Raw genomic sequence first — 25,173 nt, forward strand, 5'->3', positions numbered from 1 at the left:
TTGCTTCATTTTAATATGCCTCTTGAACCCATCTGAACCGGAGACACTCCTATGTATGTTCTTGAAGATTGGGTAATTTCTCCCTTCACCTAGGTGATTGTGTAATTATTTAAATAATTAATTGCATTATTATGTAGACCTAAGTTTTAATGTTATCTTCCTTATAGTACCCTGTGGTGATTCTCATGAATGTTGACCTGAATTCTGATTTAGGAGAAAGCTTTGGGAGATACAAACTCGGTCTCGATGAAGAAGTTATGAAGTATATAACATCAGCAAATATAGCTTGTGGGTGGCATGCTGGAGATCCAATTGTCATGAGAAGAACTGTGAAACTCGCAAAAGAAAACGGAGTAGCGGTTGGAGCACATCCTGGGTATCCAGACTTGATGGGATTTGGAAGAAGGTATATGAAGCTTTCTCCAGAGGAGGCTAAAAACTACATCTTGTATCAGATTGGAGCCCTCTATGCCTTCGCAAAGGCAGAAGATGTTCCTTTACAACATGTAAAGCCCCATGGGGCATTATATAATGCAATGGTTAAAGAAGAAGATTTGGCAAGGGCGGTTATAGAGGGAGTGCTAGATTTTGATAAGAAGCTCATAATTGTTGCACTCGCAAACTCCAGGGTAGTTGAAATCGCTGAAGAAATGGGAGCAAGGGTTGCCAATGAAGTATTCGCCGATAGGGCATACAATCCAGATGGAACCCTAGTTCCACGAGGAAAGCCAGGGGCTGTTATAGAAGACAAATATGAGATAGCTGAAAGGGTAATATCTATGGTCAAGGACGGAGGAGTTAAGGCGATAAATGGAGAATGGGTTGAACTTAAAGCAGATACAATATGCGTTCATGGAGACAATCCAAAGGCAGTTGAGATAACAGCGTACATTAGAAGTAGACTTGAGGAAGAGGGAATTAAAGTGATTCCAATGGGGGAATTCCTGAGATGAAAGTGAGGCTTGTTGGGGAGTCGTGCATAGCAATCATACTTGGAGAAGAGATTAACGAGCATATCAATGATATGGTACACGCATTGATGGATTCATTAATGGCCAAGAATCCAGAATGGCTTCTTGAAGTTGTTCCTTCCTATTCTACCCTTTACATATATTTTGACCCTCTTAAGGCAACGTACAAGGAGGTACTCAAATTCCTGGAGAATGTTGAGATCCGGAAAGTAGAAAGAAAAGGAAAGAGAGTGGAAATACCGGTAGCATATGGTGGGGAATTTGGGCCAGATATCTCCTTCGTTGCTGAATACAATGGCCTAACGGTTGATGATGTAATAGAAATACACTCGAGGCCACTATATAGGGTTTACTTTCTGGGATTTCTTCCTGGATTCGCATACCTTGGGGGAATGGATGAAAGAATTGCTACCCCAAGACTCGAAAAGCCGAGATTAAAGGTTCCGGCAGGTAGTGTTGGGATAGCAGGAAAGCAAACGGGGTGGTATGCAATTGAAAGTCCAGGAGGGTGGAGGATAATAGGAAGAACACCGTTGAAAACCTTTAACCCAACCAAAGTTCCTCCGAGCATAGTGGAGCCAGGAGATTATGTTAAATTCGTTCCAATAACTGAGGAGGAGTTCTGGGAAATTTACAAGGAGGAGTGGGGAGATGATTGAAATAGTATCGGTGATAACTCCAGCAACGATTCAGGATTCTGGAAGATTTGGGTATCAGAGATTTGGAGTTCCTGTAAGTGGCTTTATGGATTACATCTCAGCTAGGATTGCAAACTACTTAGTTGGAAATCCTGGAGGATTTCCAGTTATAGAATTTACAGTTGGTGGGCTAATTCTTAAGTTCCACGGTTCTACAGTCTTTGCAGTAACTGGAGAGGCTGAAGTAAATTTGAATGATATATCTCTTTCCCCTTGGGAGAGTTATTGGGCCAAGAGAGGAGATGTACTCAGGGTAAGGCTCAGAGAGGGGATGTATGGTTATATTGCCTTTGCTGGAGGAATTGAATGTTCGAAGGTTCTTGACAGTTGCTCAACATATGTAAGGGCTAACTTTGGAAAAACATTAAAGCAGGGAGATATGCTAAAGACTGGTTATGCAATACTTTCTGGAAAGGCTGGGAGAAGTGTTCCTGAAGAACTAGTCCCAAGACTTTGGGGGAACAAGACCGTTAGGGTGATTTTGGGCCCTAACGTTGAAAATTTCTCTCCGGATGGCATTAGAACCTTCGTATCTTCAGAATACGAGGTAACCCCGAATTCGGATAGGATGGGATATAGGTTGGAGGGGCCAGTAATAGAGCACTCGGAGAGAGGGGCTGACATAATTACTGAACCAATAGCTAGGGGTAGTATTCAAGTTCCAGCCAACGGGAAGCCTATAGTTATGATGGCAGATGCCCAAACTACGGGTGGCTATGCTAAGATAGCTACAGTTATAAAAGTAGACCTTCCGAAGGTTGCCCAAACTAGGCCAGGAGAGAAGTTGAAGTTTAGGCCTACGAGTTATAAAAAGGCTGTAGAGGAGTTAAAGAAAGTTGAAACGATGATGAATGCACTTGAGAAGTTCCTCAATGGAAAGCTCAATCTGTTTAGGATTAAAGTAATGGGGGAGAAGTACCTCGCCTTTGCGGGTAGAGAAGACTTATAATCCAAACGATTCCTTTAAAGTTCGGGGGCAGTTATGGCCGGTAAAATGTATGTGAAGGTATACAGGGTTCAGGGTGAAGTGTTGGTTGCCGCTTGTGATGAAGAGTTGCTTGGGAAAACCTTTAGGGAGGGGGAGCTTAAGCTTGAGGTGAAAGAAAGGTTCTATAAAGGAGAACTTGTTGATGTGGATGAGCTTGAAAAATTGCTTGAGGAAGCGACGATTGCGAACCTTACTGGGGAGAGGGTTGTAAAGAAGGCGATAGAACTCGGGTATATAGACGAGCATAGAGTTCTGAAAATCCAAGGAGTTCCCCATGCTCAGATGGCAAGGATGTTCTTCTGAAGTTAAGTCTTGGGATGATCCTAAAAATTGTTCAAAAACAGATATAAGCTGAAGTCTTAGAGGTTAATTTTTATCCCTGTTTCTTCTTCAACCTCCTTAAATCCTCTCTTTATATACTCAGCCAGTTCTTTGTCAATCTCAAGCAGAGCGGCTAGAAATTCTCCAACGTGCTCTTTTTCTTCGTTGGCAACATCATAGAAGATGTGCTTTATCCTTTCATCTTCTATAAGCTCAGCTAACTGTTCGTAGAAACTTATAGCATCCAATTCAGCTTCAATAGCCCATCTTAGAGCTTGTGCAATTTCTTTTTTGGAAAGGGGCTTTTCTCTACTTAAAAGAAAAGGCTTCTCCGCGAGCATGCTTTCACCTTCAATTCTATACTCTTTGCTAAATAAATATCTTCCCCTTATTATTGTCATGGCAAATTTTGAATGAGAGCTGATTTGTTGATAATAAAATTATGACAGGTGTCATTTAATCTTCAATTCATTTAACTTCCTTTTTGTTCCCAAAATCTGGGAAAACCATAACACCTATATGTTCATGTCATAGGAATAGATTCTATGAATCTTAAGCAGGTTATCAAAAGTGGCAAGAGGATCGTAATCTGTGGGATTGGAAACGAAATTAGGGGTGATGATGGCTTTGGAGTTCTACTCGTTAAAGAGTTGAAAAAGTTGATAAAGCGAGAAAATGTTCTAATTCTTAACTGTGGCCAAGCTCCAGAGAGCTTCTTCGGAAAAATCATAAAATTCAAACCAGATTTGGTAATATTTGTGGATGCCATCCATTTTGGTGGAAATCCTGGTGAAATAGTCGTTGTAACTCCGGAGAGCGTTATTGGGGAAGCTTTTTCGACTCATGGTATGCCCTTAAAGCTGATGGCCAAGCATATTGAGAGAGATGTTGATGCCGAGATAATCCTTATAGGATGCCAGCCAAAGAACATCGGTCTCTTTGAGGAGATTAGCCCAGAGGTCAAAGAAGCATTAGAAAAGTTGCTTTCCATTATTGCGGATGCTCTTAATGATCCTTAGATCTTCTTTCCTATTGATGTTGAAAAAGCTTGAGTACCACTCCTTTGGAATTCTGGTTATGTCTATGTAGCACGGTCTTGATGACTCAACTATTGCAGAGAGCCTGTACATTCCCTTCTTAATTGCAACTTCAAGAACTTCCCTAAACTCCCTACGGTAAGCAGCGTGGAGGGGTTCGAGATATCCATTGGGCCACCTAGGGATGCACACTTTGTTACCATAATTATTGAATTGCATAATTATGTAATCAATGAATTCTGGAATTAATGCTGGCATGTCCCCACCGACGACGAAGATATCTCCAAGGGAGAGAGCAGTATAGAGACCACTTATTGGTCCTATTTCCATCTCATCAACAACAACCTCGTATCCAAGCTTTTTAGCCTTCTCAAAGTTCCTACGGGATGCCACTATTACAATCTCGTCTATCATCTGGACTTTTTCAAGAGCCTGAAGTGCATAGAGGATTAAAGGCTTACCTCCTATTTTAAAGAAAAGCTTATCCTCACCAAACCTTCTCGACTTTCCACCCGCAAGTACTGCTCCAATCATCTCTCATTTTTACCTAAATTTCCACTTTTTAGTCTTGTCGGTGAGCAAAGATCTTTAAGATTACATGCTCCCAATTTTAAGCTTAAATATTGGTATCCTTTCACTTAGTGTTCGGTGGGGAATTATGAAAATCTGTTACACTCCAATAGGAATAATCCACACTCCCTTTAAGACTCCAAGGGGAGTTCCCATTCAGCCCTCTGCTGCCCAGGGTGTTAAGGGTGTCGTTGAAGTATTTGAAGAATACTCCCAAGGACTAAAGGATATTGAAGGATTTTCTCATATCATCTTGATTTACCACTTTCATCTTGCAAAGGGAGATGACCTACTAGTAACCCCTTACATGGATGAAGAAAGACATGGTGTGTTTGCGACTAGGGCACCCAGCAGGCCAAATCCTATAGGGATATCGGTCGTTAGGTTGGTGAATGTTGAGAAAAACAGGCTGTATGTTGAGGATGTTGACATAGTTGATGGGACGCCACTGCTTGATATAAAGCCATATGTCCCAGAGTTCGATATAAGGAACGTTGAGAGGATAGGATGGCTAGAAAAGAACGTCAAGAAGCTTAAGAGTACTAGAGACGATGGAAGATTCTCGATGATTTAAATTAAAACAGATAATGGCAAAATTTTAGATGTGGAAAAATTGATTTAAAATTTAGGTCAACCTAATTCTTGGTGGTGATATGATAGCCTTCGGACCTGTTCCATCAAGGAGGCTGGGAAGAAGCTTGGGAATAAATAACATTCCAGACAAAGTCTGTACTTATGCGTGTGTGTACTGCCAGATTGGGAAAACCTTAAGGATGCAAATCGAGAGGCAAGAGTTTTATGAACCAAGGAAAGTAATTGAGGAAGTTACAAAGAAAGTTGAGGAGGCGGTTGAGAAGGGAGAGAGAATAGATTATTTAACCTTTGTTCCCGATGGTGAGCCAACACTTGATGCGAACCTTGGCAAAGAAGCCGATGCATTAAAGTCACTTGGTATCCCTCTGGCAATACTTACGAACTCTTCGCTTCTCTGGAGAAGAGATGTAAGAGAGGATTTAGCTGTATTTGAGTTAGTGTCCTTAAAGCTGGATGCAGTAACTGAAAACCTTTGGAGGAAAATTGACAGGCCTCACAAGGATTTGAAACTTGATAAGATTCTTGAAGGAATGCTTATTTTCAGGGATGAGTTTGAGGGTAAGATAATAACCGAGACTATGCTTATAAACATTGAATATGGAGATGAGCTTGAAAAGATTGCTGAATTCCTAAAAGAGCTAAAGCCGGATAAGGCGTACATAGCTGTCCCAACAAGGCCTCCTGCTGAAAAATGGGTTAGACCTGCGAGTGAGGAAATAATAGCAAAGGCTTATTCTCTGTTTAGTGATGCTCTAGGAGAAGGGAGAGTTGAGTATCTTATAGGCTATGAAGGAAATGCCTTTGCATTTACGGGGGATGTAGTTGAGGATCTTCTAAGCATAACCGCTGTTCATCCAATGAGGGAAGAGGCCGTAAAAGAGCTTCTGAAGAAGGCCAATGCATCATGGGAAATCGTTGAAAGACTAATTGAGGAAGGAAAGCTAATTGTCCTGGAATACAATGGTGTTAAGTTCTATATGAGAAAGTTGAAGAGCAGATCTTGAGCATATGCACAAAACTTAAAAATATTAGGTAAACCTAATCCTCGGAGGTGAGGGAATGCAGATCGCGATCAGTGGGGGAAAAGGGGGAACTGGAAAATCAACGGTTGCAATAAATGTTGCCGTCGAACTCGCCAAAAAGTTCAGGTTAGTTTTGGCAGATTTGGACGTTGAAGCGCCAAATGATCACCTCCTCCTTGGGGTTGAACTCCAGAACGAGAGAGAGGTAAATCAGTTCATGCCAAAGTTCGACTACTCTAAATGTATAAAATGCAGGAAGTGTGCTGAGGTTTGTGAAGAACATGCAATAATAACGCTAAAGGATGGAACGCCGTTTCTTATGCCTACACTTTGCTCTGGATGTAGGGCTTGTGAAATTGTCTGTCCAGTTCCTGGAGCAATCCAAGAGGGTTCAAGGCTTATAGGACACACGTATGTTACTCCAACGCCCTACAATTTTATCCTAGTTACGGGAAAACTGAGAGAAGGTGAGGAAAGGTCGATGCCATTAGTCGTTGCTGCCAAGAGGAGGGCTAAGGAAATTGAGAAAGAGCTTCTAATAGTTGACACAGCTGCAGGAACTGGAAACACCGTTTCAAAGGCTATAGAGGGGTCACAGTTGTTGATAGCCGTAACAGAGCCAACGCCCTTGGGTATTCATGATACTGAGTTAATCTTGCAACTTGGTAAGCTCATGGGCATCGAGACATGGGTGGTAGTTAATAGAGCCGACCTAGGAGATGTTGGAGAGGTGAGGAAACGGGCAGAAAAGTATGGGGCGAGAATCATCGCCGAAATTCCATACAGCGAGAACATAGTGAAAACTTACGTCTCTGGAAGACCTATTGTGACTACTGATTATCCAGAGGCTGAAATATTCAGGAAGATAGCCGATGAGATTTACAGATTTTTGAGGGGGTGAGGGAATGCAGATAGTTATAGCGAGCGGTAAGGGTGGTGTTGGAAAGAGCAGTGTAACGGCTTCGCTGCTTTACCTTCTTAAGGATGAATACAAGCTGATAGCGGTTGATGCAGATGCAGAGGCTCCTAATCTTGGTCTTCTCCTTGGAGTGACGGAGTGGGAGGAGGAAAGAGAGCACATTGGAGCTAAGATTGCCAGAATAAACACTGAAACGTGCATAAGATGTGGGATATGCATGCAGAGATGCCCCTATGAGTGCATTTACATTGACGATGAGGGGAACTACGTTGTTAACGAACTTACCTGTGAAGGCTGTAATGTTTGTGGACTAGTATGCCCTGTCCCGGGGACAATAACTCTAGAACAAGTGAGGTCGGGGGTTATAAGGAAAGCAACCACAAAATATGGGTTCCCAATAATTTCAGCTCAGCTCGATGTGGGGAGGCCAGAGAGTGGAAAGCTGGTAACTGAAGAGAAGGAGTGGGCAAAGCAGATAATGAAAGAACTTAACCTTGAGCATATGATAGTTGATTCCGCGGCTGGAATAGGATGTCAGGTTATAGCAAGTGTGGGAGGAGCCGATGTTGCAATATTGATAGCGGAGCCAACTCCAGCTTCTCTCAGTGACGTTCAAAGGGTATACAAGGTTGTTCAGCACTTCCATGAACCCGCTTACCTTATAATAAACAAAGCTGATATAAATCCTGGATTCACAAAACTCAGGGAGTGGGCCGAGAGTGAGGGGATTCCAATACTCGGAGAGATTCCATATGATTCTTCGATCCCAAAGAGCATGTCAATGCTTAAACCCTTTGTAGAGGCTTTTCCAGAATCAAAGGCCTCTTTAGCAATTAGGGAAATTGCTGAGAAGATCAAGGAAGAGGTCATCCAATGACGCATTTCCCCAAACTTTTTAATATTATAACCTGTTAATATTCTTGGAGGTTCCAATATTGAAGGAAGATTTGAGGGAATACATGAGAAAGGTTATAGAGAATCTTAAGAGCTTGCCTCCAAAAGATGTTCTCAGTTATGCAATCTTTAATGAGGAAGATGAAGCTGAATACTATAGAAAATTGGCTGAACATGCTAGGAGAGAAAGTATAAGAGTCCTTTTCCTCCAGATGTCTGAAGAGAGCCTTCAACATAAAGAAAAGCTGTACAAGCTTTTTAAGAAACTTTATCCTAATGAAGAGCCTAGAAAAATTGAGGCTCCTCCAGTTGAAGTTGTCCCTTTATATCCAAAGTTTGAGACTGTTGAGGATTACCTTGAGGCTCTTGAATACTGTATGAAGAGCGAGCTTTTTGCAAAAGATACCTATGAGATTCTAGCCCAGAAGGCAATAAATGAGGAGTCGAGAGTGATTTTCCTTCAACTGGCTGAAATGGAAAGAGATCACTATGAAAGGCTTAAAAAGGCATATGATTTGTTTACATCGTTGAAGTCAAGAAAAATGATGCCAGAATACCTAAAACCTGGGGGATACCTTTTCTTTGATAAATTCAAGGCCAGATATACTTTTCTGGACTTAGTCTCCAATAATAGGGATGGATTTATATTCTCAAGAGATCCCCCGAACTTAATTAAAGAGTGGATGAAAAATGAAAACTTATCAATAACTTGGATAAGCACAGCGCCACTAAAGGGATCAGTTACTCCTCGTGCCTTTTTGGATTCTAAAGAGGATCTAATAGAGATCATGAAAAGGGGGAGAATGGTTTTCTTAGTTGAGAGTATTGAATTTATAATAGCTAAAGAGGGATTTAAAGAGACATTCGAGCTTATATCAGCCCTCAGAGATGTTGCAATAGTGTCTAACTCACATCTGCTTGTTCACTCTACCAGGGATACATTGAATGAGAGAGAAAAAGCGATTTTAGAAGCTGAACTGCAAGTTATCGAATAAATTTCCTTTTTTCATTTAAAGGTTCAATGAACTCCTGATAGAACTCTCTGAGCCTTCTCGTATGCTCTTCGACCCACTCTCCCTTCACTTTTCTCCTCGCAACTCCATCCTTAACTGCCTGCTCGGCAACTGCCCTTGCCTCTCTTGGATACACATCAGGATGGAGAGGAGTCGGGATTATGTAGTCTTCATTAAGCTCATCATCCCCAACAACAGAAGCTATTGCCTCTGCTGCAGCTATGTTCATATTCATTGTTATATCCCTCGCCCTAACATCTAGTGCTCCTCTAAATATACCAGGGAACCCTAAGACGTTGTTTATTTGATTAGGAAAATCACTCCTCCCAGTAGCAACGATCTTGGCCCCACCCTTCTTGGCTTCCTCAGGCATAATCTCCGGAATTGGATTCGCCATTGCAAACACTATTGCATCATCCGCCATCTTAGACACCATATCCCTCGTAACTATTCCTCCAACGCTGACCCCAATGAATACATCCGCACCCTCCATTGCCTTTGCTAAATCCCCCTGAATTCCATGAATGTTAAACCTGGCCACTTCCTCTTTGTATGGATTCATGTTTTCCTTTCTTCCCTCATATATTATTCCAGCCCTATCAACTAGCAGAATCTCCCGGACTCCAACGTGGTGAAGTAACTTGGCTATTGCAATTCCAGCGGCTCCTGCTCCGCTTATTGCAACTTTAATCTCTCTAAACTTCTTTCCAACGAGCTTCAGAGCATTTATTAGTCCAGCCAGCGTCACCACAGCAGTTCCGTGCTGATCGTCGTGAAAGACAGGGATTTCAAGTTCCTCTTTGAGTCTCCTTTCTATCTCAAAACACCTTGGGGCAGAAATGTCCTCGAGATTTATTCCTCCAAAGCCCTTTGAAATGAGCTTAACTGTCTCAACGATCTTCTCAACGTCCTTAGTATTTATGAGAATTGGAAACGCATCCACACCCGCCAATGCTTTAAAGAGAACACACTTTCCCTCCATCACTGGCATCCCTGCAAGAACTCCTATATCTCCAAGTCCCAAAATTGCTGAACCATCCGTTACAACGGCCACAGTATTCGGAATTATCGTATACTCCTCATAACTTTCCCCACTAGCTATGGCCTTACAAGGCTCCGCAACCCCGGGCGTGTAAGCGAGGCTAAGGTCATAGAAATTTCTCAGGGGAACCTTGGGAATTACCTCAATTTTACCATTTCCAGGAAAATTGTTCCTATGATACTCCAATGCATCCTTGGGAAGCCTTCTTCTCTCTTCTTCGGTAATCTTCTCCATCGGAGCACCCAAATTCAAAAAGAAAAGTGTGGAGAATAAAAAGATTTCTCTCACTCCATAGCTTTCATGAGCTCATCAACGTTCTCAGGAGGTCTTGTGAGCAGGCTGACTATAATGGTTGCCAAAAGTGCAAATATGAATGCTGGGACAAGCTCGTATAGGCCGGTGACTTTCTTCAGATAGAGCTTCCAGACTATTGTCGTTATAGTTCCAACGATCATCCCAGCAACAACACCCCATTTAGTAGTCCTCTTCCAATAAAGCGAGAGCAGAAGTGTTGGACCTATCGAAGCTCCAAGTCCTCCCCAGGCAAAGAGGACGAACCAGAAGATTATGTCCTTTGCATAGTATGCAAGTATCGCTGCTAAGAATCCTATCACTAGAACCGTCAGTCTGCTAATCTTTAAGGCCGTCTTTTCATCGAGCTTTTCACCCTTCTTTATGACCTCCTGATAGAAGTCCTTAACTACCGTTGAGGAGACTACAAGCAACTGAGAATCCGCGGTTGATAAGATTGCGGCAAAAATTCCTCCCATAAGGATTCCGTAGAGCAGAGGTCCAAAATACTGGGCGCTGAGATATGGGTATATCATTTCAGCACTCTTATTTGGCAACATTTCAACGTTTGGAACAAGAGCCCTTCCAGCAAGACCGACGAAGACCGCACCCCAAGCTAAAACTACGTTCCAGAAAGTTCCTATAACAGTCGACTGCCTGAGCCTCTCTGGGTCATTTATTGACATGTACCTGACTATTATGTGGGGCTGTCCGGGAGAACCGAGTCCGATTCCAAGGAAGCCTATAACTACTCCAGCTCCAAAGGCCCATGGATCAACGTACTTTGGATCGAGCTGGTGAAGTATATCAAGCACCGCTCCAACACCGCCAACCTTGGCCACGGCAACGACGGGCAGAACAGTAAGGCCGATTATCATTATAACGGCTCTAATGACATCATTATAAGCAACTGCTATGAACCCTCCAAGCACCATGTAAACGACTATCATCAAAACTGCTATTATAAGGCCTGTAAAGAGGCTAATCCCGAGGGCAGCGCTCAGCGTCTTAGCACCAGCATTGAACTGTGCTCCAACGTATGATGTTAGGAATATCACTATTATTATAGAAACTACAAGCCTAACTATCTTACTACTATCCCTGAATCTTGCTTCAAAGTAGTCTGGGACGGTTATTGCGTTGAATCTCTCCGAAAACCTCCTTAGCCTCATTCCCATATACACGAACTGGAGCATTTCAACCGTTATGTACCCAACTGCAGCCCAAACGGCCGTTACTCCCATCTTGTAAGCCATCCCGCTGAGGCCCAGAACCAGCCAGCTTGATCTCCCCGATGAAACTGCTGAAAGTGCCACCGTTATCTTGTCCATTGCCCTCCCGCCGACGAAGAAGTCTTCTTCAGTTTTGGTTCTCTTCATCACTAAGAAACCAACGAGTATGGGAAGCAGAAGAGTGAAGAGGAACGCTGTGAAAGCTACTGGATTCTTTAGCATTTCATAGGCTGAGCTCATACTTTCACCTCCTTACCGGTTATGTAATAGATGGCTATCGATGCCAACACTATCAACGTTGGTAGCACGAACAGCACAAACTTTGCCCATCCGTACATCAATTCACCTCCATAGACATTGAGCATCATATATGGAGATTTTATGAATATAAACTTTACGAATGTAAAGGGTCAACCTAAAAATTTTAGGAGTATCTAACTACAGATATTTAAACACTACAACAAATATCGAAATGGTGGTCTTCATGAAAGCAGTTAAGGCAACTCTGCTATATGATGGTCTCGGGAACGTCCAGAGGAATGTATATGTTGTTTTTGATAAGGAGATAGTGGAGATTACAAAGGAGAAGCCAAAAGAGGCTGAAGTTGTTGCAGAAGGTGTAGTAACTCCTGCCTTCATAGACGGACACAGCCATATAGGGATGGATCGTTATGGAGAACCATACAGGGAGGGAGAGGCTAACGAGGAAATGGATTCAGTTTTGCCCCTTGTTGATGCCCTTTACTCAATATACATGGATGACAAGGCATTCAAGCACTCAATAGAATTCGGAGTTCTATACTCCTCAGTCCTCCCTGGTAGTGGAAACATAATAGGAGGAAAGGCTGTTTTCATAAAGAATTATGGCCGGGACATAGAGGAAGCATTCATGAAATATGTTGGTGTAAAGGCTGCTTTTGGCTACAACCCACGCTCAACCACGAATTGGAAGGGAACTAGACCAAGCACGAGAATGGGTGCGATAGGTATACTCCTTAACTGGCTGATAAAGACACAGAAAACAATGGCTCTGCTAGAGAAAGGAAAGAAAGAGCCAGAAGAAGTTGAACCAACAATTGAAGCCTTGATCCCAGTCCTTAAGGGAGAAGTTCCCTTAAGGGTTCATGTTCATAAGGAAGATGACATAGCGGCTCTCCTCATGATAAAAAGAAAATTTAACCTGAAAATAACAATCGAGCATGCAGGAGATGTACACAGCAGAGAAACGTTTGAAAAGATAAAGAGGGAAGGGGTTCCAATAATCTACGGCCCATTTGACTCACATCCATACAAAGTCGAGCTCAAGCATGAAGACTGGAAAAACGCAAGATACCTCCTTGAAGTCAAACCGCTTTTCGGCCTAATGAGTGACCACCCGGTAACGCTACAGGCCAACCTATATTTACAGCTGAGGCACTTCATAAGGCTTGGAATGAGTAAAGAAGAGGCAATAAAGATAATAACATACAACAACGCGAAGATTCTTGGAGTTGACGACAAGTTGGGAAGCATAGAGAAAGGAAAATGGGCCTCATTAGTGGTATGGAACGGAGACCCATTCTGCATGGAGAACTATCCGACACACGTCTTTGCCGAGGGTAAGCTCATCCACGAAGCCTCTTGGTGATCTTATCTCTTTTTTATCACATGGATGTCTCTAACTATCTTATGCTTCTCATCCCTGTCAAGTACAGATTCCAAAACCTCAAATCCAAGCTCCTCGAGCCACGGTCTGTTTCTTCTGTAGATACCTCTTTCAGCGAGGTTAAAAGCTGGAAAAACAAACACCACTTTTCCTCCTCTCTTGAGAACATCCCCAAAACTTTCAAATGCTTGATAGTAAAGTCTATCAAGGTTCCTTGCAATTTTTACAGCTTCCTCCCTTGTGGGTTTAGCTTTGAGTGCTTTCCCCATATAAGGTTCCGTTATTATAGCCTCGAATCTAGTCCTGAAGCATTTCTTTAGTCTCCTAACGTCGCAAACCCTCAAGCTTGCCGAGTGTTTAATTCTAAACTCCCTTCTAAGCCACTCCACGTTTTTTCTAGCGTCCCTTATCCTATCCTCACTTATATCACTACCATAAGCTGTTAACCCCTGAAGAAGGAGCTCCATAACAATAGTTCCCGTTCCGCAGAATGGATCAAGAACATTTCCTTTTCTAACCTCAGAAAGGTTAACCATTATTCTAGCGAGCCTTGGAGGGATAGATATCGTTGGCCTCACCACTGGCCTTTCAACATCAATCTTCTTCAACTCAAAGGGATCGGTAATTCTAACCGTTTCTCCCACCAAGATTTTATCATCATTCATAAACAGAAAAACTACATCCTTGGTTTCTGGGAACCCCTTTAACACTAGCTCGCTTGGCATTGCATATACTTTGGCTGGCTTAAAGAACTTACTCGAATCTTTCTCCTTGAAAACCTTCTTCACCGCAGACCCCAACTTCCGCCATAGCCTCCAGTCTTCTCTCCCGTAGAGGCTTACTGTGAAAAGCCTTGCATATTCAAGATTTTCTATTGCATCTATCCCCTCTCCAACTATCCTTACCAGCTTTAAGGAGCCACCTATAAATCTAAAGTATCTCTCGATATCTGTTTTTGCCTGAATTAAGACAAAGGACTTGTTTGGGCCAGATAGGTGCTCCTCAAGAATTCTAACTCCTAATCTAAACCTTCTTGAAAACGATCTAAGCTCAAGCAGGCTTAGCTCTGGATTCTTACCGAGGATTACGGCATACTTCTCCATACAAGATTGGGGCTGAAAGGTAAATATAAGAATTTTTCCTTCCCTTTGTTAGTTCTTTGCTCTTCTCAATACTACTAAGTTCTTCGGAAACGCACAACTGAGGCCGTGCATTTCTTCACCTACAACAACACCAGCTTTCCATACTATTTAGTTCTTCGGAAACGGAGGGCTAACAATACTAAAATATGAGACGGATGAGGAAGTTGAGCTCTTTCCATACTACTAAGTTCTTCGGAAACTTGGTTGGAGGGAGCTTAGTAGGGCGTTTGTTGAGGGCTTTCCATACTACTAAGTTCTTCGGAAACCAAAACTACCCCTTACAAGCAAAGGTGGTGGTTGTGCTTTCCATACTATTTAGTTCTTCGGAAACTTCAGAATACTGTAAGAGGGACACCGAGATTGTCCTAAGGTTCGTCTTTCCATACTATTTAGTTCTTCGGAAACCCTTTCTTTGGGGGTGTTGTTGTGCAGGTGATTTTTCCCTTTCCATACTATTTAGTTCTTCGGAAACAAGTGATGACACCGGACGTTGAGCCACCCAACAACTTCTTTCCATACTATTTAGTTCTTCGGAAACTTGATGAGCTGGGGCCGGTAGGGGCCCCAGACAGCACTTTCCATACTATTTAGTTCTTCGGAAACAAGTTCTAGGTATGAAAGAGATTGCCTTGTCTGTTTGTCTGTTTCTTTCCATACTATTTAGTTCTTCGGAAACAAGGCCAGGGAGGTCGGGAAGCGCTTGATCGGCGGTCTTTCCATACTATTTAGTTCTTCGGAAACATGAGTTATATGAAGAGTTTAATGATTACATTCAAAAGCAAATCTTTCCATACTATTTAGTTCTTCGGAAACTCTTCACTTCAACCCCAGAATACCTAACAAGGTCAGCTTTCCATACTATTTAGTTCTTCGGAAACCTAAATAGTATGGAAAGCACCAGGAGGCGGTAAACTCATAATCACTCGGCAACCCTTTCCATACTATTTAGTTCTTCGGAAACTGTAACCACATAGAATAGTAAAGTGAGCCTGGGCGTAACTTTCCATACTATTTAGTTCTTCGGAAACTTTGGGTTTTTTGGTTGTTTTCCTTCATTACTCCCTCCCCCAGGCTTAAATAATTTACCCCTTCAGGAAACCCGTGCTACTGCACTCTCTTTATAAACCCAACCCTAAAATGAAGAACTCACGAAAACCCTCACACTAACGAGTGGAGGATTGTGAATAGTTAAAACGAGAATTCAAGAAATCGAAGCATGTTAAAAATGAAAAAATTACCTAAAACCAAGAGAATTCAAAAACAATGCTTAACTAGACCTCCTAGACTATCCAATTTTGGGGCTTCTCGCCTTCACTCCCTAATTAGACTTATGAGAACCCCCAGTTTTCAAATGTGTTCAATTGGCGGGGAATTACTACTGGCGGGGTAATCTGAAAACTAAACCCGTTTTCAGGGTCTTATTCTTGTCTTACTCTCCTATCATTGCTTGTTTTTTGAATCTTGACCCCGAGCAGTGCTTTAATCCTCGAGTATTAAATGCATTAACCCCAACTCTACAAATGAAAAAACCAGCATAACACAAAATAACACCAAACAAACAAAAAATAACACAAATATTAATTACTAATTCTATTCCTTTGCTCTTTCATCGAAACCTTTAAGGCCTTGAAGTCATAACAAAAGTTCCGAAAATCAGAGGGGGGTTTTGATGGTAGGCATCTTCCGGAGAGTGTTTTCGATTGTATCTTTTATATTCCTCATGGCCTCATTCGCATATGCCACATATAATGCTGGGTACGATGTTAGAGGGCTAGTTGCGATTTCTGAAAACTCGTATTCGATTTGCGAGAGGCTTAAATATGAAGATCTCAAAGAGCTCGAAGACATTGTGAAGGAAATTAAAGGTGTTAGGGATCCTCTTAAGGCTCTATACCTGAGTTCTACCATTGGAGATTTAGCCGTTTCCTACTTAAGGCGACTTGAGCTCAAAAGGAACAGCCTTAATAAACTTAAGGTTGAGGGTGTCTCTTCCAGGATTGAGTATTATGCTTTGATTCTGGGGGATAGGGAGCTTGTAATAGAGGCTAGAAACGCTAGGAAGGCCTTTGAGAGAGGGGACCTAAATGCCAGTTTAGAGACACTTGAAATTGCAAATTCATTGCTGTTAAAAAAGATCGCTGATCTCCCAGTTTTGACTCCTCAAAGTGATCCATTGGCAAGGATTAAGTTTCTTGAGACAAAATATAATGCAACCCTCCACTATGCGATCCAGGTTGCAATAGCCCTTCCAGAGAATGGAAGTAAAGATGTGAATAATGAAGTGTACTATATTCAAGAGTTACTAGATGATGTTGCTACCCTTGAGGGAGAGGGCAGGTACTTGGAGGCTCTCACTGAGTTGGAAGAGAACGTTGAGAGGATGATAAACTTTCAGAGAAAGTTGAACTACCTGGAAGAGTCAACCTTAAGATCCTTATTTGATAAAGAAGGCAAGATGTTAGTCCTTAGGCTCAAGATAGCTCTAAAGAAATATGAAAAGACGACTTCTGAAGGGATCCTAGTAGAAATTGCCAACAATGAGCTGGAGCTTGCTAAGGTAGATATGAGCCTCGGTAGGAATGAAACGGCTTATCTAAGGGTACTCAGGGCCTCAAGAATAATAGGTTATCTGTACAGAACTAGGGAGGAGTGAGATATCATGAAGGCTTGGAGAAGTTTTGGAATTGTCATCATTCTCACAATCCTAGCCCTTTTTGCACGACCATCTTATGGTTACATAGTCACGGGACTTAACATTACCGTCTGGGAAGATGGGGAAGTAACGGTAAGTGAGAGTATACATGTAGAAGATTATGAAATTGTTATTGATGTTCCATTCCTTGGTAGCAATGTCCATGACATAATGGTTCTCGCTGGGAGGTATTCTCTTCCATATGAGATTGAAAATGGGAGTATTAGGATAATAGTTCCGAATTTGAACGTAACTACGATAAAACTTGTCTACACAGCCTCGGACCTCGTTGAGAGGGAGGGAAGTGTTTGGATTCTCAGGGTTTCATTGGACAGATGTCCAGCTAATATAACCTTTCATGGAAATGTTAAGATTCTAAAGGTATCTGACCTTCCCATAGGGTATTCCAACTCTTCAATAGTCATAGGGCCTGGGAATATAACCATTGCATTCACTTATCCTGACGTGTTCAGCATTAAGGAGAGTAGGAGTTCAAGGTTCATTTTTATTGTCCTCTTAGTTGTTGTTCTGGTGATTCTCGGGATACTTAAACTAAAGAGTAGGGAAGAGGAGGTTCACTATAGGAAGGATAAGCTTGAGAAGCTTGCCGAGGAATACTCCCTGAACGACGAGGAAGTAAATGCAATTCTCTACCTTCTTCAGAAGGGTGGGAGATGTAGCCAGACTGAGCTCAGAAAGGCTCTCGATCTGCCAAAGACAACTGCATGGAGAATGGTCAGAAGACTGGAACAGAAGGGGCTCATAAGGGTTTATAAAGTTGGTAGGGAGAACTGGATAGAGCTCACGGTGGATATGCATAAACTTACATAAATAGCATTAGTCTAAATAACTCCCCGTAATGTTTAAATCCTATGAAAGTTTAACGCCAGCAAAAGGGGGTGGTAAAATGGTTAGGTATATGGTGACTTCTGCTCTTCCCTACGCTAATGGCCCAATTCATGCCGGGCACCTCGCCGGAGCTTATCTTCCGGCAGATATATTTGTCAGGTACCTCAGGCTCAAGGGTGAGGACGTTGTTTACATTTGTGGAACAGACGAGCACGGGACTCCAATATCGTTTAGGGCAATAAAGGAAGGGAGAAGTCCAAGGGAGATAGTGGATGAGTTCCATGAGAACATAAAGATAGCATTCGAGAGGGCAAAAATTAGCTTCGACTACTTTGGAAGGACTGAGCTCCCTGTTCACTACAGGCTTAGCCAGGAGTTTTTCCTGAAGGCTCTTGAGAACGGTCATCTTGTGAAGAAGGTAACAAAGCAGGCCTACTGTGAGCACGATAAGATGTTCCTCCCTGACAGGTTCGTTATTGGGACGTGTCCCTACTGTGGGGCTGAAAACCAGAGGGGAGACCAGTGTGAAGTTTGTGGAAGGCCGTTGACCCCTGAGATACTCATAAATCCAAGGTGTAATCTGTGTGGGAACCCGATAACGTTCAAAGATTCCGCTCACTACTACATCAAAATGCAAGACTTCGCCGAGAGAATAAAAGAGTGGATTGAAAAGCAACCATGGAAGCCAAATGTAAAGAATATGGTTCTTGGATGGATTGAGGAGGGGCTTGAGGAGAGGGCAATTACAAGAGACTTGGATTGGGGAATTCCAGTTCCGCTCGATGAGGAGGATATGAAGGGCAAGGTTCTCTACGTGTGGTTCGAGGCCCCAATAGGATACATATCGATAACGATGGAGTACTTCAAGAGGATAGGAAAGCCCAATGAGTGGAAGAAGTACTGGCTCAACATAGACGGACAGACTAGGGTTATTCACTTCATAGGAAAGGATAACATTCCGTTCCATGCCATATTCTGGCCAGCATTCTTGATGGCATATGGAAAGTATAAGGATGAAGAAGTTGAGGCTGAGTGGAACCTTCCCTATGATATTCCAGCAAACGAGTATCTGAACCTTGAAGGAAAGAAGTTCTCAACTAGCAGGAACTGGGCAATTTGGGTTCATGAATTTCTCGATGTCTTTCCGGCCGATTATCTTAGATACTATTTAACCGCAATAATGCCCGAAACGAGAGATTCAGACTTCAATTTTGCCGACTTCAAGGCTAAAATAAACGAGGAGCTAGTGAACAATCTTGGGAACTTTGTCCACAGGGCTCTAACTTTCGTCAACAGGTACTTTGACGGCATTGTTCCCGAGAGAGGAGAGCTTGATAAGCTGGATAAGAATGCGCTTGAGGAGATAGAGAAGGCATTCAAAGAGGTTGGAGAACTTATAATGAACTACCGCTTCAAGGACGCTCTCAAGAGGGTCATGGCACTTGCATCTTTTGGAAACAAATACTTTGACCACAAACAGCCTTGGAAGACAGCAAAGACGGATAAAGAGAGAACAGCAACCACGGTGAACATATCGCTCCAAATAGTCAAGGCCCTTGGAATCCTCATAGAGCCCTTCCTTCCCGATGCAGGTGAAAAGATATGGCACCTGTTGAACCTTGAGGAAGTTAAAAGGTGGGAATTCACGGAAATTCCCGCAGGCCACAAGGTCAGAAAAGCTGAGATAATGTTCAAGAAAGTCACGGATGATCAGATTATATACTTTATACTGAAATACATGGCCAAGGGCAATCCGGAAGGAGCTAGGTTACTCCTTGAAAAGTACTACAAGATTGATGACGTGGTAAAGGTTGCCCGGGAGAAGTTTGGTGAGGAGGAGGCAGAAATTATCCTCAGAAGGGTTTATGGGGATAAATTTAAGAAAAAGAAGAAGGGGGGAGAAAAAGTGCAGTACGTAAGCTTTGATGACTTCGCAAAGCTTGATCTTAGGGTTGGAAAGATAGTGGAAGTAAAGGATCATCCTAATGCAGACAAGCTGTACGTCGTTAAGGTTGATCTTGGTGGTGAAGTTAGAACCCTTGTTGCTGGCCTCAAGAAGTATTACAAGCCAGAAGAACTTCTCAACAAGTACGTGATAGTTGTAGCAAACTTAGAGCCCAAGAAGCTCAGGGGCATTGAAAGTCAGGGAATGTTATTAGCCGCGGACGACGGGGAGAAAGTCGCCCTACTTATGCCAGACAAGGAAGTTAAGCTAGGAGCTAAGATTAGGTGATTCTTCTCCCTTTCAGCTTGGATATTTTTAGGTTCCTTAACTTCATTTTCTAACCATTTTCGTCCCTCTATTAGTGTTTTTGAACCATTATAGAAACTTTTAGGGAAGTTAATAGGTTCTGAACCTTTGGTTTTAGAAAACCGTATAAACGCTTGGTTCAAAACTTTTGGTGAACATAATTGAACATGTGAACGGAGGTGTTCATTGTGGGTTACCTAATCACAGACAAGAGGGATCTCAGCCCAATAGACTATATGGTCGAGGTTGAGGCCCCCCACGTTGCCAAAAGCTGGAAGCCTGGGCAGTTCGTGGTTTTCATACTACATGAGAAGGGAGAGAGGGTTCCGATGTCAGTATTCAAGGCAGATGATGGCAGGGTTGCAATGTTCATAAGAAAGCTTGGAAAAACGAGCCTTCAGCTCTACTACGAATACAAACCAGGAGATGAGATTTACAGCTTTCTAGGCCCTCTTGGAAGGCCTATAAAGATAAAGAACTATGGAAACGTTGTCTTTGCTTCTGATGCCGTCTGCGGCCACGCAGAGAACTATGCTCTCCTAAAGGTCATGAAGGAGAAAGGAAACTACACCATCTCGATACAAACCTTTGAGGACAAGAACCACGTCTATCCAGAAGAGTTCTTGGCCAAGAGGGTTGCTGATGAGTATTACCTTACAACACTGGACGGCTCGGCTGGAATTAAGGGCCATTATCTCGACGTGCTTAAGCAACTTATAGAAAAGGACAAAGTCGATGTTGTCTTCGCCGGAGGAAAACTTGGCTTTTTAGCAAAGCTAGCTGAGCTTACGAGGCCCTATGGAATACCAACATACGCCACAGTCAGGCAGATAATGGTTGATGGAACGGGAATGTGTGGCTCATGCAGGGTTCTTTACGATGGGAGGATAAAGTTCGCCTGCAGGGATGGGCCGGTTTTTGATGCACACAAGATAGACTGGGAGGATGCAATAAGGAGAAATGAAGAGCGCTTTACGGAGCAGGAGAGGTTAGCTAAAGAGCTCTACCTTAAGTACTTGAAGGAGAAGGGGGTGGTTTGAATGCCCAAGCTTATCAAGGAGAGGGTTCCTACCCCTGAGAGACCCGTTGAAGAAAGGATAAAAGACTTCAAAGAGGTCAATCTCGGCTATACATTTGAACTTGCGATAAAAGAGGCCGAAAGATGCTTACAATGTTCTCCTGAATATGCGCCCTGCATCAAAGGATGTCCAGTTCACATAAACATTCCGGCTTTCATTGCCAAAATAAAGGAGGGCGACATAAAGGGAGCATTAAGGATAATCTGGAAGGATAATACGCTTCCTGCAATTACTGGTAGGGTTTGTCCTCAGGAGGATCAGTGTGAGGGTGTTTGTGTTGTTGGCAAGGTTGGGGATCCAGTAAACATTGGAAAACTCGAAAGATTCGTAGCAGACTACGCTAGGGAGAGGGGAATAGACGAAGAGCTGCTCTGCGAGCTTGCAAAAGAGTGCGACGGGAGCAGAGGAAAGGTTGCTGTTGTTGGTGCTGGGCCCGCAGGCTTAACGTGTGCCGGAGAGCTCGCCAAGATGGGCTATAAGGTTACTATATTCGAGGCCCTCCACAAGCCTGGAGGAGTTCTTGCTTACGGCATTCCAGAGTTCAGGTTGCCGAAAGAGATACTTGATTACGAGCTCGAAAAGCTCAGAAAACTGGGTGTGGAGATAAAGACGGATCATCTGGTTGGAAAGACAGTAACGTTACAAGAACTGCTTCAAGAGTATGATGCCGTCTTTATTGGGACTGGGGCAGGAACTCCAAAGCTCTTGGATATTCCCGGAATACTCCTTGACAGAATATACTCGGCTAATGAGTTTTTGACTAGAATTAATCTCATGAAGGCTTACAAGTTCCCAGAATATGACACTCCAATAGCAGTTGGGAAGAGGGTGATAGTAATCGGTGGAGGGAACACAGCAATGGACGCTGCCAGATCAGCATTAAGACTTGGCGCAGAGGTCATAGTTGCGTACAGGCGCGGGAAGGAGGATATGAGTGCAAGGATTGAAGAGATCAAGCACGCTGAGGAAGAGGGTGTTAAGTTCATGTTTTTTGTGCAGCCGGTGGAGTTCGTTGGTGATGAGGAGGGCAGGGTCAAGGCTGTGAAGTTTGAGAAGATGAAGCCTCTTGAGGAGAGGGATGCTAGGGGGAAGAGGAAGATAGTGGGCACGGGAGAATACATAACCGTAGAAGCAGACACAGTAATAATAGCAATAGGCCTTGAACCCAACAGGATAATTCTAGAAGATTCCGGCTTGGAGGCAAATCCGGACGGCACTTTGAAAGTCGATGAGAGGTTGATGACTTCTATTCCTGGGGTTTTTGCTGGTGGGGACGCAATCAGGGGAGAAGCAACAGTAATCCTAGCAATGGGGGATGGTAAGAAAGCGGCAGTGGCAATACATGAGTATATCTCTAAAAAGAATGCCTAACAGGTAGGCTGATTTAAGTTATGCTCTCTTTTACCATGTTTTCTTTCTATACCCTAAGAAGAATCCCCTAAAGCTCATCCCTATGAAATCATCCCCCAAAAATCTATCGAAAAACTCTCTTGTTTCTTCTTCGTTCAGCCACTCTATGTGTTCCGGGACTCCTTCTTCAAAGTAATATGTTATTTCATCATCTTTTTTGCTGGCTATGTCTATAGTGTAGATCCTCTTCTTGTAGCTTCTGGCCTTCTCGACCTCTCTACAAACGAGCGATGAAAACTTCCCGTAGATTGCCACAGCCACTAAATACTCAGCCTCGGCTATTCTGTCGCTTACATCCTTTATCCCATAATCTGATGGGACTATGACATTTGTTGAGTCAAGTTTCTCTTCAATTATCTCCAGAATTAACTTCTCGGTTTGGGTGTGGTAGAGAATAGTTGGCTCACTTAAATAAACTAAGGGCCCTCTCTTTTCTCTCTTCCTTCGAAGTATTCCAAAGACCATGGGAAGCACCTCAGGTGGGGAATATACCTCATCATCGACCCCGGGTCAGCAGGGATGACACTCTTCATCGGTTACTCTCATTAGATTCCACTCTTTGGGTTTTATCTTTCAAACAGGCCGTTTTACTCGGGCACATTGTCATCGGTTATAATTTACCTCTTGTCCCAGCTTTGTAAAGTACTCCGTAGGGAGGCTTAATAATCTTTTGTTTCCGTGAGCAAGCAAACCTCCAAATTTTCCAATTTTTGAGGCTGTATCTCTAGTTTGACAATATTCGGTTGAACTATCAACCAATATAAATAAAATAAGACCATGCTCCTAACTATTGGCTTTATTTGGTTGTAAATATTGGAAAGGAACCCATACTTTTCAGAAACCCATTGGAAACTTTGGACATTAAAACGAAAAAACGATATGTACTTCATGTTGGGTAGTTATTACATTGATATCTGACCTCCTCTCTACCCTGGAGAGTCCATGGAATCTTTCTTACTAGTGAATGAGGGGATAAGTTAATTTTAAGCTCGACCCTTGGTAGGGGAAAGTTGGAGAGTTATAAAAAACTAAACCGAACGACTTCTAACGAAGGCACCGCTCTTAAGGTTATAGGGAGTGTAGCTGGGCAAAAACCTTTATCAGTATAGAGGCAAGGACGAGGGCAATTAGCAGGAGCATTAAAAGGCCAGCCCTTCTCCTTCTAGGCAGGATTAGGATTTCGATGAGGCCATACAGGATATTCAAGACTGACAGCAACAGGAGGTTCTTGTATAAGTCCCTGTTTACGTAGAATTTTAGGAGAGAGCGGAATACCTCCATTTCTGAGGCTCCATGACGTGCGGATATAAAACTTAAGAGAACCAGAAAACCCTCAGAAACCAGCGAAATCAGCATGATTTCCTTGAAGATAGGCGAGAGCCGTTTTCCAGTTAAACTTTCATAGAGCATCAAAGGCACGTCCATAAGCAATACCACCATAGAGATGATTAACAGGAGCCCGACGGTTATAAAAACCAGTGCAAAGTCAATAGCGAGTATTATCCCCCTCCTGGAACCATCGATCAGAACTCCGGAACTAAAAGCACCCCATACTAAAATAGCACGAAAAATTCCTGACGTCAAATCATTTATAGTCTCCGGGTCAGCCCTCTCAAGAACTTGAGGGAGCTCTTTAAATTTGAGGTCGGTATAACCCACTTTTCTCCGGCGCTTTTTGAGTACAAGGGCAATAAAAGCCAGCACAAGGAATAGGGAAACCACCGTTGTAATCAGCCAGGAAACGTTGAAATTCTCACGCTGAATACCAGATGTTGGACGAATATAGAGAAACATCAATATAACTACCCAAGCCACCAGTGGAACTGTTATATCCTCTATTACCGACCTTTTTTCAGATTTCATCTTAACATCCCCAGCGCTTAACGTTTCAACAATGCCCAGACGAGGAAGAGCATAGCCACCGCAAGTGAAAGCAGAACGATCGTAAGAATCCTCCTTCCAACTCTGTGCGAGAGATAAACCCCAAGAAAGCCAAACAGGGTGTTTAGGATTGAGAGAATCAGGAACTTTTCGGCGTTTACAACCACGGCATTGAACATTCTCAGAACGTCTTCCGGGTAGTTCTTGGTTGAAACGTAAGAGGAAACGGCCCAGATAACGGGAATCGCGAGTGTGATGGCGAGGGATGTTTTACCGATGAACTCAAAGACGTACTCTGCTCTTCTACTCTTGAGAAAGTACAACGGGAGAGCTGCAATCCATACTGCCATTGTGGTGAAGACTGGATATATCACTACCATAAGAAAAGCCATGCCAACGAACGCCATTATGGCAAGGAAAACATCGTGAAACCCCAGGAGAAACGTACTGAAAATTCCCCAGAGAATGAGGTGATGGACTATGCATTCCTGTACGTCGTGCTTTAGGTACCCTGAATCCCACGGTTCCTTCCAGTGCTCCTCAAGAATCTCGTCAATTCTCTTGATGTCACTTTTCTTGTATCCATGCTTCTCTAGAATGCGGGCGAGGAAGAAGATCATTGAAGCTACCAT

The 25,173-nt window shown here is 43.0% G+C and carries 24 protein-coding genes and 1 CRISPR repeat array; of the genes, 16 read left to right on the forward strand and 8 right to left on the reverse strand.

From position 1 onward, the window contains the following. The first annotated feature begins 185 nt into the window (after positions 1-185). The 4 genes from PY04_RS05070 to PY04_RS05085 are packed head-to-tail and all read left to right on the forward strand — an operon-like array spanning position 186 to position 2,960. The gene (locus PY04_RS05070) at positions 186-953 is read left to right on the forward strand and encodes a LamB/YcsF family protein (protein ID WP_048056016.1); all 768 of its coding nucleotides are present in this window, start codon (positions 186-188) and stop codon (positions 951-953) included. Continuing rightward, the gene (gene pxpB / locus PY04_RS05075; RefSeq protein ID WP_014734078.1) at positions 950-1,630 is read left to right on the forward strand and encodes a 5-oxoprolinase subunit PxpB; all 681 of its coding nucleotides are present in this window, start codon (positions 950-952) and stop codon (positions 1,628-1,630) included. The genes PY04_RS05070 and pxpB overlap by 4 nt, the downstream gene beginning before the upstream one ends. Beyond that, entirely contained in the window at positions 1,623-2,618 is a 996-nt protein-coding gene (locus tag PY04_RS05080) for a biotin-dependent carboxyltransferase family protein (protein ID WP_014734079.1), read from the forward strand. Before pxpB ends, PY04_RS05080 begins: the two co-directional genes overlap by 8 nt. A 33-nt stretch (positions 2,619-2,651) precedes the next feature. Next, positions 2,652-2,960, forward strand: coding sequence for a DUF424 domain-containing protein (locus tag PY04_RS05085; RefSeq protein ID WP_014734080.1), 309 nt, complete (start codon positions 2,652-2,654; stop codon positions 2,958-2,960). Positions 2,961-3,016: 56 nt separating this feature from the next. Here the strand turns inward: PY04_RS05085 and PY04_RS05090 are convergent, their stop codons facing one another. Continuing rightward, on the reverse strand, positions 3,017-3,319 hold the full coding sequence (locus PY04_RS05090) for a ferritin family protein (protein WP_014734081.1): 303 nt from the start codon (positions 3,317-3,319) through the stop codon (positions 3,017-3,019). 204 nt (positions 3,320-3,523) lie between these two features. Between PY04_RS05090 and hycI the strand changes: the two genes are divergently transcribed. Continuing rightward, on the forward strand, positions 3,524-3,997 hold the full coding sequence (gene hycI / locus PY04_RS05095) for a hydrogenase maturation peptidase HycI (RefSeq protein WP_014734082.1): 474 nt from the start codon (positions 3,524-3,526) through the stop codon (positions 3,995-3,997). Here hycI and mobA read toward each other — a convergent pair. Continuing rightward, the gene (gene mobA, locus PY04_RS05100) at positions 3,950-4,549 is read right to left on the reverse strand and encodes a molybdenum cofactor guanylyltransferase MobA (RefSeq protein ID WP_014734083.1); all 600 of its coding nucleotides are present in this window, start codon (positions 4,547-4,549) and stop codon (positions 3,950-3,952) included. The two genes, hycI and mobA, sit on opposite strands and share 48 nt — an antisense overlap. A 124-nt stretch (positions 4,550-4,673) precedes the next feature. On the opposite strand from mobA, the gene tsaA reads away from it, so the two are divergent. The 5 genes from tsaA to PY04_RS05125 all read left to right on the forward strand — a co-directional run bounded on the left by tsaA (position 4,674) and on the right by PY04_RS05125 (position 9,009). Further along, positions 4,674-5,159: a tRNA (N6-threonylcarbamoyladenosine(37)-N6)-methyltransferase TrmO gene (gene tsaA, locus PY04_RS05105; protein ID WP_014734084.1), complete on the forward strand. Its 486-nt coding sequence runs from the start codon at positions 4,674-4,676 to the stop codon at positions 5,157-5,159. A 79-nt stretch (positions 5,160-5,238) separates the two neighbouring features. Beyond that, entirely contained in the window at positions 5,239-6,183 is a 945-nt protein-coding gene (locus PY04_RS05110; RefSeq protein WP_014734085.1) for a radical SAM protein, read from the forward strand. Positions 6,184-6,238: 55 nt separating this feature from the next. After that, complete coding sequence (locus PY04_RS05115) at positions 6,239-7,102, forward strand: P-loop NTPase (protein ID WP_014734086.1); 864 nt, start codon at positions 6,239-6,241, stop codon at positions 7,100-7,102. A 4-nt stretch (positions 7,103-7,106) separates the two neighbouring features. Further along, positions 7,107-7,997 (forward strand): P-loop NTPase, encoded by an 891-nt coding sequence (locus tag PY04_RS05120; RefSeq protein WP_014734087.1) that lies wholly within the window; start codon positions 7,107-7,109, stop codon positions 7,995-7,997. A 43-nt stretch (positions 7,998-8,040) separates the two neighbouring features. Beyond that, on the forward strand, positions 8,041-9,009 hold the full coding sequence (locus tag PY04_RS05125) for a ferritin family protein (RefSeq protein WP_237710109.1): 969 nt from the start codon (positions 8,041-8,043) through the stop codon (positions 9,007-9,009). Here the strand turns inward: PY04_RS05125 and PY04_RS05130 are convergent. Both PY04_RS05130 and PY04_RS05135 read right to left on the reverse strand, forming a co-directional pair. Then, positions 8,999-10,303 carry an NADP-dependent malic enzyme gene (locus PY04_RS05130; RefSeq protein ID WP_014734089.1) on the reverse strand — a complete coding sequence of 435 codons (1,305 nt, stop codon included), beginning with the start codon at positions 10,301-10,303 and terminating at the stop codon, positions 8,999-9,001. The genes PY04_RS05125 and PY04_RS05130 overlap by 11 nt on opposite strands. Before the next feature lie 50 nt (positions 10,304-10,353). After that, a complete protein-coding gene (locus PY04_RS05135; RefSeq protein WP_014734090.1) occupies positions 10,354-11,832 on the reverse strand; it encodes a sodium/proline symporter in 1,479 nt (492 codons plus the stop codon). A gap of 244 nt (positions 11,833-12,076) precedes the next feature. Between PY04_RS05135 and PY04_RS05140 the strand changes: the two genes are divergently transcribed. After that, on the forward strand, positions 12,077-13,219 hold the full coding sequence (locus tag PY04_RS05140) for an amidohydrolase (protein ID WP_048056017.1): 1,143 nt from the start codon (positions 12,077-12,079) through the stop codon (positions 13,217-13,219). Between the two features lie 2 nt (positions 13,220-13,221). On the opposite strand, the gene PY04_RS05145 is transcribed toward PY04_RS05140, so the two are convergent. Next, on the reverse strand, positions 13,222-14,340 hold the full coding sequence (locus PY04_RS05145) for a TRM11 family methyltransferase (protein ID WP_014734092.1): 1,119 nt from the start codon (positions 14,338-14,340) through the stop codon (positions 13,222-13,224). 62 nt (positions 14,341-14,402) lie between these two features. After that, positions 14,403-15,407: a CRISPR direct-repeat array (repeat unit 29 nt; unit sequence CTTTCCATACTATTTAGTTCTTCGGAAAC). Between the two features lie 641 nt (positions 15,408-16,048). On the opposite strand from PY04_RS05145, the gene PY04_RS05150 reads away from it, so the two are divergent. The 5 genes from PY04_RS05150 to gltA all read left to right on the forward strand — a co-directional run bounded on the left by PY04_RS05150 (position 16,049) and on the right by gltA (position 22,621). Next, entirely contained in the window at positions 16,049-17,032 is a 984-nt protein-coding gene (locus tag PY04_RS05150) for a hypothetical protein (RefSeq protein WP_014734093.1), read from the forward strand. 6 nt (positions 17,033-17,038) lie between these two features. Continuing rightward, positions 17,039-17,902 (forward strand): winged helix-turn-helix transcriptional regulator, encoded by an 864-nt coding sequence (locus PY04_RS05155; RefSeq protein ID WP_014734094.1) that lies wholly within the window; start codon positions 17,039-17,041, stop codon positions 17,900-17,902. Between the two features lie 76 nt (positions 17,903-17,978). Further along, entirely contained in the window at positions 17,979-20,153 is a 2,175-nt protein-coding gene (metG, locus tag PY04_RS05160; protein WP_014734095.1) for a methionine--tRNA ligase, read from the forward strand. Positions 20,154-20,359: 206 nt separating this feature from the next. Beyond that, positions 20,360-21,211 carry a sulfide/dihydroorotate dehydrogenase-like FAD/NAD-binding protein gene (locus tag PY04_RS05165; protein WP_048056018.1) on the forward strand — a complete coding sequence of 284 codons (852 nt, stop codon included), beginning with the start codon at positions 20,360-20,362 and terminating at the stop codon, positions 21,209-21,211. Continuing rightward, positions 21,212-22,621, forward strand: coding sequence for an NADPH-dependent glutamate synthase (gene gltA / locus PY04_RS05170; protein WP_014734097.1), 1,410 nt, complete (start codon positions 21,212-21,214; stop codon positions 22,619-22,621). A 30-nt stretch (positions 22,622-22,651) separates the two neighbouring features. Here the strand turns inward: gltA and PY04_RS05175 are convergent, their stop codons facing one another. The 3 genes from PY04_RS05175 to PY04_RS05190 all read right to left on the reverse strand — a co-directional run bounded on the left by PY04_RS05175 (position 22,652) and on the right by PY04_RS05190 (position 25,173). Beyond that, positions 22,652-23,125: a hypothetical protein gene (locus PY04_RS05175; RefSeq protein WP_014734098.1), complete on the reverse strand. Its 474-nt coding sequence runs from the start codon at positions 23,123-23,125 to the stop codon at positions 22,652-22,654. A gap of 603 nt (positions 23,126-23,728) precedes the next feature. Next, positions 23,729-24,523 (reverse strand): hypothetical protein, encoded by a 795-nt coding sequence (locus PY04_RS05185; protein ID WP_014734099.1) that lies wholly within the window; start codon positions 24,521-24,523, stop codon positions 23,729-23,731. Between the two features lie 17 nt (positions 24,524-24,540). After that, positions 24,541-25,173, reverse strand: a complete 633-nt coding sequence (locus tag PY04_RS05190) for a hypothetical protein (RefSeq protein WP_237710110.1) — start codon at positions 25,171-25,173, stop codon at positions 24,541-24,543.

This window comes from Pyrococcus sp. ST04, from assembly GCF_000263735.1.
Classification (GTDB): domain Archaea; phylum Methanobacteriota_B; class Thermococci; order Thermococcales; family Thermococcaceae; genus Pyrococcus.